This window comes from Streptomyces sp. NPDC000941 (genome assembly GCF_053599555.1).
In genome coordinates, this window is the sequence record NZ_JBSFMM010000035.1 from 1 (window position 1) to 11191 (window position 11191).

At 69.2% G+C, this 11191-nt stretch carries 13 protein-coding genes; 5 read left to right on the forward strand and 8 right to left on the reverse strand.

The window, feature by feature from the left end; translation table 11 throughout:
* Positions 1-419: 419 nt before the first annotated feature.
* Positions 420-1082: a DNA-3-methyladenine glycosylase gene (locus ACWDSL_RS13945; protein ID WP_450485001.1), complete on the reverse strand. Its 663-nt coding sequence runs from the start codon at positions 1080-1082 to the stop codon at positions 420-422.
* 169 nt (positions 1083-1251) lie between these two features.
* Here ACWDSL_RS13945 and ACWDSL_RS13950 point away from each other — a divergent pair, with 169 nt between their 5' ends.
* Positions 1252-2034, forward strand: coding sequence for a sporulation protein (locus tag ACWDSL_RS13950; RefSeq protein WP_450485003.1), 783 nt, complete (start codon positions 1252-1254; stop codon positions 2032-2034).
* 94 nt (positions 2035-2128) lie between these two features.
* Here ACWDSL_RS13950 and ACWDSL_RS13955 read toward each other — a convergent pair whose 3' ends face one another.
* Positions 2129-2467, reverse strand: coding sequence for a barstar family protein (locus tag ACWDSL_RS13955; RefSeq protein ID WP_450485005.1), 339 nt, complete (start codon positions 2465-2467; stop codon positions 2129-2131).
* Between the two features lie 85 nt (positions 2468-2552).
* On the opposite strand from ACWDSL_RS13955, the gene ACWDSL_RS13960 reads away from it, so the two are divergent.
* Both ACWDSL_RS13960 and ACWDSL_RS13965 read left to right on the forward strand, forming a co-directional pair.
* Entirely contained in the window at positions 2553-3119 is a 567-nt protein-coding gene (locus tag ACWDSL_RS13960; protein WP_450485007.1) for a YbhB/YbcL family Raf kinase inhibitor-like protein, read from the forward strand.
* A gap of 173 nt (positions 3120-3292) precedes the next feature.
* Positions 3293-3796 carry an HNH endonuclease gene (locus ACWDSL_RS13965; RefSeq protein ID WP_014180769.1) on the forward strand — a complete coding sequence of 168 codons (504 nt, stop codon included), beginning with the start codon at positions 3293-3295 and terminating at the stop codon, positions 3794-3796.
* 113 nt (positions 3797-3909) lie between these two features.
* Here the strand turns inward: ACWDSL_RS13965 and ACWDSL_RS13970 are convergent, their stop codons facing one another.
* The 3 genes from ACWDSL_RS13970 to ACWDSL_RS13980 all read right to left on the reverse strand — a co-directional run bounded on the left by ACWDSL_RS13970 (position 3910) and on the right by ACWDSL_RS13980 (position 6402).
* Entirely contained in the window at positions 3910-4866 is a 957-nt protein-coding gene (locus ACWDSL_RS13970) for an SPFH domain-containing protein (protein WP_450485010.1), read from the reverse strand.
* Between the two features lie 237 nt (positions 4867-5103).
* A complete protein-coding gene (locus ACWDSL_RS13975) occupies positions 5104-5529 on the reverse strand; it encodes an NfeD family protein (protein WP_385631784.1) in 426 nt (141 codons plus the stop codon).
* Positions 5530-5610: 81 nt separating this feature from the next.
* Positions 5611-6402, reverse strand: a complete 792-nt coding sequence (locus ACWDSL_RS13980) for an ABC transporter ATP-binding protein (RefSeq protein ID WP_450485012.1) — start codon at positions 6400-6402, stop codon at positions 5611-5613.
* Positions 6403-6512: 110 nt separating this feature from the next.
* Here ACWDSL_RS13980 and ACWDSL_RS13985 point away from each other — a divergent pair, with 110 nt between their 5' ends.
* Positions 6513-7316, forward strand: coding sequence for a hypothetical protein (locus ACWDSL_RS13985; RefSeq protein WP_450485013.1), 804 nt, complete (start codon positions 6513-6515; stop codon positions 7314-7316).
* Between the two features lie 122 nt (positions 7317-7438).
* Here ACWDSL_RS13985 and ACWDSL_RS13990 read toward each other — a convergent pair whose 3' ends face one another.
* The 3 genes from ACWDSL_RS13990 to ACWDSL_RS14000 form a co-directional block, all read right to left on the reverse strand.
* Positions 7439-7681 (reverse strand): chaplin, encoded by a 243-nt coding sequence (locus tag ACWDSL_RS13990; RefSeq protein WP_450485015.1) that lies wholly within the window; start codon positions 7679-7681, stop codon positions 7439-7441.
* A gap of 406 nt (positions 7682-8087) precedes the next feature.
* Positions 8088-8738, reverse strand: coding sequence for a response regulator (locus tag ACWDSL_RS13995; protein ID WP_450485017.1), 651 nt, complete (start codon positions 8736-8738; stop codon positions 8088-8090).
* The gene (locus ACWDSL_RS14000) at positions 8731-9888 is read right to left on the reverse strand and encodes a GAF domain-containing sensor histidine kinase (protein ID WP_450485019.1); all 1158 of its coding nucleotides are present in this window, start codon (positions 9886-9888) and stop codon (positions 8731-8733) included. Before ACWDSL_RS14000 ends, ACWDSL_RS13995 begins: the two co-directional genes overlap by 8 nt.
* 447 nt (positions 9889-10335) lie before the next feature.
* On the opposite strand from ACWDSL_RS14000, the gene ACWDSL_RS14005 reads away from it, so the two are divergent.
* Positions 10336-11130 (forward strand): transglycosylase SLT domain-containing protein, encoded by a 795-nt coding sequence (locus tag ACWDSL_RS14005; protein ID WP_450485021.1) that lies wholly within the window; start codon positions 10336-10338, stop codon positions 11128-11130.
* Positions 11131-11191: the final 61 nt, after the last annotated feature.

Here is an 11191-nt window from a genome sequence, read left to right on the forward strand (position 1 = left end):
GGAACAAGCCGGAGGAATAATCCAGCCTGTTCACAGCGTCCTCGCTGTGTGTTTTTCTTCAAAGGAACCTCGTCCAACCAACCGGAAACCGGCCGGTCGTACGGGGTATCAACATATCTGGCGTTGACTTTTGGCACGCTGTTGAGTTCTCAAGGAACGGACGCTTCCTTCGAAACCGTTTCACCGGTTTCTCCGGGCGCTTCCCTTCGGTGTGTTCACTACTTTAGCTGATTTCCCGCCCGGCTCCTAATCGAGCCTTCGGATCGAATTTCTGCACAGCAGAAATAGACCCTGTTCGGGAATCGTCGGTAGTGGTTTGCCGCCCTTGGATCGGGGTGCTGCGGCCCGACCGAGGTCGTGTCGACAGCGCTGCCCGTCTCAAGCGGCTCGGGCTACGTTAGGCGTCGGGGTGTCCAGAGTCAAGTTGCGTCTGACGGCGCGTCGGACTTCCGGCGGCGGGGGGTGTGCGCGCGGTACGGGCTCACCGTCGGGTCGCCGTCGATCCAGAAGCGGTACGGGTGCGTTGCGCCCTCGCCGCCGACGCCCGTGCGCGGACCGCTGAGCACCTGGTCGGCCGGGGCTGGGGCGCCGGTGAGTATCGCCAAGGGGGACTGCCGGCCGGCGCAGACGTCGATGCCGTTCAGTCGGCGGTCGATGCCGAGGGCCGTGGCGAGGCGCGCGGGTCCCTTGGCCAGTTCGTGGTCGTTGCGGGCATTGGGGCGGTGCTTATGGGCCCACTCATGGCCGCTCAAGATCTCCCCCGCCCGCAGCAGCACCCCGCTGGGCGAGCCCTCCGGGCCGCACACCAGATTCATGCAGTGCCACATGCCGTAGGTGAAGTAGACATACGCATGACCTGGGGGCCCGAACATCACGGCGTTGCGCTCCGTGCGGCCCCGGTAGGCGTGTGATCCGGGGTCGGCGAGGCCCGCGTACGCCTCCACTTCCGTCAGGCGCAGCTCGACCGGTCCGTCCGGTGTCCGTCGGACGAGGGTGCGTCCTAGGAGATCCGGGGCCACTTCCAGGACGGGTCGGTCGAAGAACCGGCGGGTCAGCGGCGTACGGTCGGGGGTTGCGATCACACGGCCCGAGCGTAGTGCAAGCGATATCAACGGGTGGTTGGAGTGGAGCCGGTCCGCTGGCAGGGTGGGCCAACACGGAACCGCTCCCCGCCGTTCCGCGTTCCTAGGGTTCAACAGTGGTCGTCGTGCGATCAGAACAAGACGCAGGCGCGTCCTTGAGAGGGAGAACATGGGCTTCAAGAAGCTGCTCGCGAGTATGGGTGCCGGTGGCGCTTCGGTGGAGACGGTGCTGACGGAGGAGAACGTCGTTCCGGGCGGCATCGTCCAGGGCGAGGTCCGGATCCAGGGCGGCTCGGTGGCGCAGCGGATCGAGGGGCTGTCGGTCGGTCTGCAGGCGCGGGTCGAGGTGGAGGGCAACGACCAGGAGTACAAGCAGGATGTCGAGTTCACCCGGCAGCAGCTGGGCGGCGCCTTCGAGGTGCAGCCCGGGGCGGTGCACGCGGTGCAGTTCGGTCTTGAGATCCCCTGGGAGACGCCCATCACGATGTTCCTGGGCCAGCACCTCACCGGGATGAACGTGGGTGTGACGACGGAGCTGCAGATCGCGCGCGCCGTGGACTCCGGTGACCTGGACCCGGTGAATGTGCACCCGATCCCCGCGCAGCAGGCCATTCTCGACGCCTTCGGCCAGCTCGGCTTCCGGTTCAAGAGCGCCGACCTGGAGCGCGGCCACATCCGCGGGACGCGGCAGCGGCTGCCCTTCTACCAGGAGATCGAGTTCAACGCGCCGCAGCAGTACCGCGGGCTCAACCAGGTCGAGCTGAGCTTTGTCGCGGACGACAGCGAGATGGACGTCGTCCTGGAGATGGACAAGAAGCCGGGCCTGTTCTCCGACGGCGGCGACTCGTACCGGGCCTTCACGGTCAACCTGGCGTCGTTCCAGGACACCGACTGGGCGGCGTACTTGAACCAGTGGCTCGCCGAGGTCGGCGGCAAGCGCAACTGGTTCTGACCGCTGCTGGGCCGGTCCTGGCCTGCATCGGCTCTTCGCTTCGGCTCTTCACGGGGCGTGCACCGTGTATCCCCGGTGCACGCCCCGCGTGCTGTCACTCGTACCGCACGGTCAGCGGAGTGCCGCGGGCGGCCCAGTGGCCGGTGGCCTCGGCGAACACCTCGGCCGCCGTGGCCGCGGCCTCGGGGGCGGCCGTACGGAAGGCCTCCCAGCCGTGCACACGCAGTACGAAGCCCTCCTCCGGCCGGCCCCACCAGGACAGGTCGCGCAGGCAGTCGGCGAGCGCGTCCCAGTTGCCGCCGAACCACGCCGGAAAGGCGAGGTCCTGGGCGCAGCGGTCGAGGAAGCCCGCCTTGTCCCGCACCCCGTCCAGGCGCAGGGTTGCGGTGTGCCGGCCGGGGCCGGGCGGGGGCGTGGGCGTCGGTCCGGTCATGGGGGGCATGGTGTCAGCCCGCGCGGCTGCGGTCTCGTTAGGCTGGCCGCCGATACGACCAGCGCGAGCAGCAGGAGGTTTCGACGTGTCCGAGCAGAACCGGCGCCCGCTCCCCCACGACTTCCATCCGCCGGTGCCGTCGTTCACCGTGGTGAGCGATGACGTCGAGCCCGGGGGCACTCTCAAGTCCGCCCAGGTGTACGCCGAGGGGAACACCTCACCTCAGCTGCGCTGGGAGGGCTTTCCCGCGGAGACGAAGAGCTTCGCCGTCACCTGCTACGACCCGGACGCGCCGACGGGCAGCGGGTTCTGGCACTGGGTGTTGTTCGACATCCCGGCGGATGTGACCGAGTTGCCGGCCGGCGCGGGCAGCGGCACCACCGCGCGGAGCGCGAAAATCGAGCAGAGTGCGGGGTTGCCTGACGGCGTGGTGCACGCCCGGAACGACTACGGCTCGCGCGACTTCGGCGGAGCCGCGCCGCCGCCCGGGGACGGTTCGCACCGCTATGTGTTCACCGTCTACGCGGTGGACGCGGAGAAGCTGGGCCCGGACGGCGACGCCTCGCCCGCGGTCGTGGGCTTCAATCTGCGCTTCCACACGCTGGCGCGCGCCCAGCTGATCGGCGAGTACGAGAACCCGGCCGCCGGCTGACACCACCGTCCCGCACCGCACCCCGACCGACCCGGTGTGCGGTGCGTACAGGCGCGTACAGGCCTTTTACCGGGCCTAAATTGCGTTGTCCTCGGGCTCGCTCCCGGCCAAAGATGTATCCCGGCCCGCCCGTACGCGCGGGCCGGGATTGGCCGGATGCGGAGGTGGTCGGGATGCGCGAGACATTGGTTCTGAACGCGAGCTTCGAGCCGCTGTCGGCGGTGTCGCTGCGCCGTGCGGTGGTGCTGGTCCTGCAGAACAAGGCCGTCATCGAACACGCCCACCCCGGGCTGCGGGTGCGCGCCGCGGACGTCGATCTGCCCGTGCCGCTGGTGATCCGGCTGTGCCGGTACGTACGCGTGCCGTTCCGAAGACGCGCTCCGTGGTCGCGGCGCGGGGTGCTGGTCCGGGACCGGCACCGGTGCGCCTACTGCGGCCGCAGGGCGACGACCGTGGACCACGTGGTGCCGCGGTCGCACGGTGGCGGGGACACCTGGCTCAATACGGTGGCCTCCTGTGCGGAGGACAACCACCGCAAGGCGGACCGGACTCCGGAGCAGGCCGGGATGCGGCTGCTGAACGCGCCGTTCGAGCCGACGCCCTCGGATGCGCTGCTGCTGGCGCTGGGGGTGGCGGAGCGCGAGGGTCTGCCGGAGTGGCTGGCGCTGCCCGCCTGAGCCCTGGACCCTGAACCGTCTGCGGCCGGACCCGACTTGCTCAGCCCCTGATACGTACGAACCCCCCGCGCCTTTCGCCGGCGCGGGGGGTTCGTACGTATCTGATCGCGGTGTCAGTCGATCCTGGGCTGCTCCCGGCGCGGGGCGGCCTCCTTGCCGGTGGCGGCTGCCGAGCCGCCGCCGTTGCCACCCATCATCGGGCCGAAGTTGCCCATGGCCCCGCCGAGGCCCTTGAGGGCGTCGCCGATCTCGCTGGGCACGATCCAGAGCTTGTTGGCGTCGCCCTCGGCGATCTTCGGCAGCATCTGGAGGTACTGGTACGAGAGCAGCTTCTGGTCCGGGTCTCCGGCGTGGATGGACTCGAAGACCGTACGGATCGCCTGGGCCTCGCCCTCGGCGCGCAGCGCGGCCGCCCTGGACTCACCCTCGGCCCGCAGGATCGCGGACTGCTTCTCGCCCTCGGCGCGCAGGATCTCGGACTGCCGGACACCTTCGGCCTGGAGGATCGCGGCGCGCTTGTCACGGTCGGCACGCATCTGCTTCTCCATCGAGTCCTGGATGGAGGTGGGCGGCTCGATCGCCTTGAGCTCGACGCGGTTGACGCGGATGCCCCACTTGCCTGTGGCCTCGTCGAGCACGCCGCGCAGCGCCGCGTTGATCTCCTCGCGGGAGGTCAGGGTGCGCTCCAGGTCCATGCCGCCGATGATGTTCCGCAAGGTGGTGACGGTCAGCTGCTCGATCGCCTGGATGTAGCTGGCGACCTCGTAGGTGGCGGCGCGGGCGTCGGTCACCTGGTAGTAGATGACGGTGTCGATGTTCACCACCAGGTTGTCCTGGGTGATCACCGGCTGCGGCGGGAACGGCACGACCTGCTCACGCAGGTCGACGCGGTTGCGGATCGAGTCGATGAACGGCACGACGATGTTGAGGCCCGCGTTGAGGGTGCGGGTGTAGCGGCCGAAGCGCTCGACGATGGCGGCGCTCGCCTGCGGGATGACCTGGATCGTCTTGATGAGTGCGACGAAGACGAGCACCACCAGGATGATCAGGACGATGATGATCGGTTCCACAGCGGCTTCCCCGTGCCCTTCATGCTTCTGGTTGATCGGGATGATCAGGTCTGGTCGTCGATCTCGATGGCGATGTCGATGATCTCGTTGGTCTCGATGATCTCGATAGCGATGTCGATCTCGATCTCGAGTCGAGTCTGTCAGATCTGAGGGCCAGTTGGCAGCCGTGCGGCCTGGGGCTGGTACCCGGCTCGTATCCCCGTATGACGGCTCGGTGGTTCACATGACCTCGGTGGTTCACATGACCACAGCCGTGGCGCCGTCGATGTCCACGACATCGACCTGCTGGCCCGGTTCATAAGCCTGGTCGGGGTCGAGGGCGCGGGCCGACCACACCTCGCCCGCGAGTTTGATGCGTCCGCCGCCGCTCTCGTCCACCCGCTCGAGGACGACGGCCTGGCGGCCCTTCAATGCCTCCACCCCGCTGGCCAGCCCGGGCCGCTGGGTGCGGCTGCGCACCGCCATCGGCCGGACGACGGCGACCAGCGCGACGGAGACCGCGGAGAAGACCACGACCTGGAACACGGCGCCGCCGCCGAGCGCGTCGGTGATCGCGGCGGCGACAGCGCCGACGGCGACCATGCCGAATTCCGGCATCGCGGTCAGCACGAGCGGAATGCCCAGCCCTACGGCGGCGATCAGCCACCACACCCAAGGATCCACAAGGTCATGGTAGTTCTCGGGGTGTGTCCGGGAACAGAGCGCGGATCACCCCCGGGCCTCGGGGCAGCGGTGTCAAAGGTATTAGCTCAGCGGCAGGCCCTGGGCGGTCCAGCGGTCGCCGTTGCGCTCCACGACCAGCGGGAGTCCGAAGCAGTGGGAGAGGTTGCGGGAGGTCAGCTCGGTCTCGACCGGGCCGGCCGCCAGCACCTTGCCCTGGCGGATCATCAGGACGTGGGTGAAACCGGGGGCGATCTCCTCCACATGGTGGGTCACCATGATCATCGAGGGGGCGAGCGGGTCGCGGGCGAGCCGGCCCAGGCGCCGTACGAGGTCTTCGCGGCCGCCGAGGTCCAGACCGGCCGCGGGCTCGTCGAGGAGCAGCAGCTCGGGGTCGGTCATCATGGCCCGGGCGATGAGGGTGCGCTTGCGCTCGCCCTCGGAGAGGGTGCCGAACTTCCGCTCGACGTGGTCGGTCATGCCCAGGCGGTCCAGGAAGGCGCGGGCGCGCTGCTCGTCGACGGCGTCGTAGTCCTCGTGCCAGTGGGCGGTCATGCCGTACGCGGCGGTGAGCACGGTCTCGAGCACGGTCTGGCGGCGGGGGAGCTTGTCGGCCATCGCGATACCGGCCATGCCGATGCGGGGGCGCAGTTCGAAGACGTCGACCGCGCCGAGCTTCTCGTCGAGGATCCGGACGGTCCCGGTGCTCGGGAAGAGATAGCTGGAGGCCACGTTGAGCAGGGTGGTCTTACCGGCGCCGTTGGGCCCGAGGATCACCCAGCGCTCTCCCTCTTTGATCGACCAGGAGACCTCGTCCACCAGAGCCCGACCATCGCGGACCACGGATACGTCCACCAGCTCCAGAACATCGCTCATGAGCGCGCTGTCTCCCATTGCAGAATCGAGTATCGCGTGCGCCTGTAGGCGCCGCCCCCTGGGGAAAACCTACGCCACGTATTGTCAGCGCCAGTCCTTAGGCTGGGGCCATGCTCGATGAACCGCGCTCAGGGCGCCTTGCCGCCTGGGGAAATGCCCTTCTTGCCGGACTTGTCTCTCCGGACGACGCCGCGCATCGCATCGCGGCCGACGACGCTTCGCACCGTGTGGCCGATATGCCCGGGGAGAGCGCCCCGGTCGGGCTGACGCTCGCGCTCGGGCGGCTGCGGGCGCTCGGGGCCAAGGGGCTGCGGGTGGCGCTGCCCATAGCGGGCCATCCGCTGGGGCTGAGCGGCCCGCCAGAGTTCAACGCGCGGGCGCTGGACGCGGGCGAGGCGGTGATCGTGACGGGGGTGGCCCTGGGCCTGGTGCCCGAGGTGTTCCAGGCGGGGCCCGAGGGCGATGTGCACAGCGAGGTGGTGTGGCGCTCGCTGCCGGTGCGGGAGGGGCCGCCGGCCGATGTGCCGTCGCTGGGCGAGGCCGAGCGGGAGCTGGCGGAGGCGCTGCGGGAGGCCACCGAGGTGCTGTCGCGGCTGAATGTCGCCGGGGCGGGGCCGGCCGCGCAGGCGGCCCTGGAGGCGTATCGGGCGCGGGCGGGGCGGGGGCGCGAAGTGCTCGCCCCGGGCTATCCGCCGCGGGCGCTGCGGGTGTTGGAGCTGGCGCAGCGGGTGGGCGCGCTGATCGAGATCGCTCACGGGGCGGGCGCGGGCGCCGGGGAGCACGGCGCGGCGGTGAGCGCGTCGGAGATCGCGGCGCGGGCGGAGGCGCTGCGGCCGGTGGAGCGTACGGCGCGGCGGGCGCAGGTGGCGGCGTACAACGCGTATGTGGAGGAGCTGGAGCGGGGCGGGTTCTGAGACCTGCCCGCACGAGGTCTTCCCGGCTCCCGGGGCCTCTCGCCTCCCGCCGCCCGGGGCCTCTCGTCACACCACCCCGGCGGCCGGGCCGCCGGGGTGGTGGGTGATGCGTGGGGGAATGCTCAGCGGTTGCCGCAGGGGGTGCCGAAGGTCTGGTTCATCACACCGATGGCACGGACGGTGTTGCCACAGACGTTGACCGGGACGAACACGGGCACCTGGGCCTCGTTTCCGGCGACGACGCCCGGGGAGTTCACGGCCTGGCCCTGAGCCTGGGGGCCGTGGGCGGAGGCAGCACCGGCACCCGCGAGGGCGAGGCCGCCCACCGCGATGGTGACGGCCGCGAACTTCTTGATGTTCTTCACTTGGTAAGACCCTTCTAAGAGCCATCCCGTAAGTCTTGGGGGGATGGTCGGGTATGCGGTCGCAGCGCTCCGGCGTGGTCCTTGGGCCGCTCGTTCGCGGGTCGGGTCTCATCCGGGGTTGCCACGGCGCATGGCCGGAATCTGCCGAGCAGAGGCGCGCCACCAGGCTGGATGCGTGGTCGGCGAGCTGCCACGTGACTCGCGGCCCGAAGGGGCGCAGTCTCGCCGTGGTTGACTCGACGGGGCTTCTTGCAGCCCACCATGAGAACGACGACAATCCGATGAAGTCACGGCCTTCTTCAGACTGCCGGAAATCATGACGGTATGAATCTCGGCTCGACCGACGGCACTCCCGTATCACCAACAGATCGCCGCTTAGTGCGACAATCCAGGCAATTCACCCCACCTAGGCCCCGATCCCATGGCGCACGGCCCACAGCGCCGCCTGTGTCCGGTCGGCGAGGTCCAGCTTCATCAGAATGTTGGACACATGGGTCTTCACGGTCTTTTCGGACAGGATCAGCGCGCGGGCGATCTCCCGGTTGGACCGGCCGTCCGCGATCAGCGCCAGCACCTCACGCTCCCGCTCGGTGAGCGAACCGCCCCGTCCCTGGCCGCCGCCCGTCTCCTCCTGTGAGAGCAGCGCCAGGGCCACCTCGGGCTGGAGCAGTACATGCCCGGCGTGTACGGACCTGATGGCGCCCGCCAGGGCATCGGGGTCCACGTCCTTGAAGACGTATCCCGCCGCGCCCGCGCGCAGGGCGGGGACGACCGTGCGCTGCTCGGTGAAGCTGGTGACGACCAGCACCCGGGCCGGGTTGTCGAGGCCACGCAGCCGGCGCAGCGCCTCGACGCCGTCGGTGCCGGGCATCTTCACATCCATCAGGATGACGTCGGGCCGCAGCTCCTCGGCGCGGGCCACGCCCTCCTCGCCGTCGGCCGCCTCCCCCACCACCTCGATGTCGTCCTGCACTTCCAGGAACGTCCGCAGCCCGCGCCGCACCACCTGGTGGTCGTCCACGAGCAACACCCGGATCCCACGGGCCGGCTCAGCCACCGGGCACCTCCATTTCGATCACGGTGCCCTTTCCGGGCGCCGACTCCACGGTCAGACGGCCACCCACGCCGCTCGCCCGGTCGCGCATCGAGACCAGGCCGAGGTGGCGCCCCGCCCGGCGGACGGCCGAGGGGTCGAAGCCCGCGCCGTCGTCGGTCACGCGCAGCAGCGCGCCCTGGCCGTGGCGGGCCAGGGTGACCTCCACCCGGTCGGCGTCCGCGTGGCGCAGGGCGTTGTGCAGGCCCTCCTGGGCCACCCGCAGCAGCGCCTCCTCCTGGGCCGCCGGCAGCGCGCGGACGCCGCGGGCGGCGAAGGTGACACGGGCTGTGTGGGCGCGGTCGAGGACCCGTATCTGGGTGCGCAGGGTGGCGACGAGGCCGTCCTCGTCGAGAGCGGCCGGGCGCAGCTCGACGACGGCGGAGCGCAGCTCGTCGGCCGCCTCGGCGGCGAGGGTGGCTATCTGCTGCAGCTCGCCCTTGGCGCGGGCGGGGTCGCGGTCCACGAGCGCGGTGGCGGCCTGGGCGGTGAGCCGCAGGGAGAACAGCTTCTGGGAGACGGCGTCGTGCAGCTCATGGGCGAGCCGGGCACGCTCTCCGGCGATGGTGAGCTCGCGGCTGCGCTCGTAGAGCCTGGCGTTGGTGAGGGCGATCGCGGCGTGCTGGGCGAGGATGGCCAGCAGTTCCTCGTCCTCGGAGGTGAATCCGCAGCTTCCGCTCGGCTTGGGGCAGCGTTTGTTGGCGAGGAAGAGCGCACCGAGCACTTCGTCGCCGTCGGCAATGGGAAGCCCGATAAAGTCGGACATTTCGGGGTGTGCGTCGGGCCAGCCCTCGAAGCGCGGATCGAGGCGGACATCGGCCAGCCGCTGCGGGGTGGCGTCGTGCAGCATCGCGGCCAGGATTCCGTGCTGGCGGGGCAGCGGGCCGATGGCCTTCCACTGCTCCTCACTGACCCCGTCTACTACGAACTGGGCGAAGCCCCCATGGTCGTCTGGAACCCCCAGCGCGGCATACTCCGCATCAAGCACCTCACGGGCGGACACAACGATCGTCTTTAGGACATCGCGGACTTCCAGGTGTCTGCTCATGGCGAGGAGCGCACCACTCACATTGGCCAGGCCCGCCCCGGCCCCGGCACCGCGTCCCTTTGTCATGACGGACACCGTACCGGCGGTCGCGACTCGGGCATATCGGCCGGTCGGCGGCACTCCTCGGGACCTAAGTCCTAGTCCCGAGGAGGGAGGAATTCGCTTTGCAGCGGCGCGTCGCGATGATCCGGAATGGCGACCACAGTATGTATTTGCTCAGGCACATCACGCGATACGGAAGCATCTGTGCTGTGACCCCTGACACAGGACCTGAATCACGTACGACCACGAATAGTGGACGTTTCAAAGCAGTCGTGAGCGGGGAAGACGGCCCCTCTCACAGGTGGGAGCCGCGTAGGTGTCCACTAAGCAGGGTCGTATGTCACACCTTTGCCACAACATTTTGCGGGCGCTAAGAATTTCCCAGTCGCACGGCGCCGTAGTTCAGAGCACGGCGCTCCCAAGCGCCGATTTGGCCTGCGACTCGAGCGATTGGAAGAGGTTAAGTCCGCCATGCCCGTCCCCCGCATTCCCGGTTACAGCCGCTTGACCAAGACGCACAAGTTCTCCGCCGCAGGCATCGCCGCAGCGGGCGCCGCCGCCCTCGCCTTCGCAGTCGTCCCGGGCCAGTCCCCCGAGGGCCACACGACCGCCACCAAGGAACTGCCCGCCAAACCCGTCGCTTGGAGCAAACAGGTCGTCGACCACGAGGCCCAGCACGAGAGCCTTGTCCACCAGTCCGAGCTCGCCACGCAGCAGGCGAAGGAGGAGGCCGCGAAGAAGAAGGCGGCCGAGGAGGCGGCGAAGAAGAAGGCAGCCGAGGAAGCCGCCAAGAAGCGGGCCGCCGAGGAAGCCGCGAAGAAGAAGGCAGCCGAGGAAGCCGCCGCCAAGAAGGCAGCCGAGGAGAAGGCCGCCAAGGAGAAGGCGGACAGGGAGCGGGCCGCCAAGGAGGCCGCGAGCCGGGCCGCCGCGCGTAAGCCGGTCTACGCGAACAACCTGGACGGCTGGATCAAGGAATCGCTCGCGGTCATGAAGGAGAAGGGCATCCCGGGCAGCTACAACGGGATCTACCGGAACCTCATGCGGGAGTCGAGCGGTAATCCGCGCGCGATCAACCTGTGGGACATCAACGCGCAGAACGGCATTCCCTCCAAGGGCCTGCTCCAGGTCATAGACCCGACCTTCAAGACCTACCACGTCGAGGGAACTTCCTGGGACATCTACAACCCGGTCGCGAACATCACCGCCGCGTGCAACTACGCGTGGCACCGGTACGGCTCGATGGACAACGTCAACGGCCCCTACTAAGCCGTAAAGCCGTGCTTGGCCGTTAAGCCGTACTTCGCCTGACGCCGAAGGGCGGCGGCAC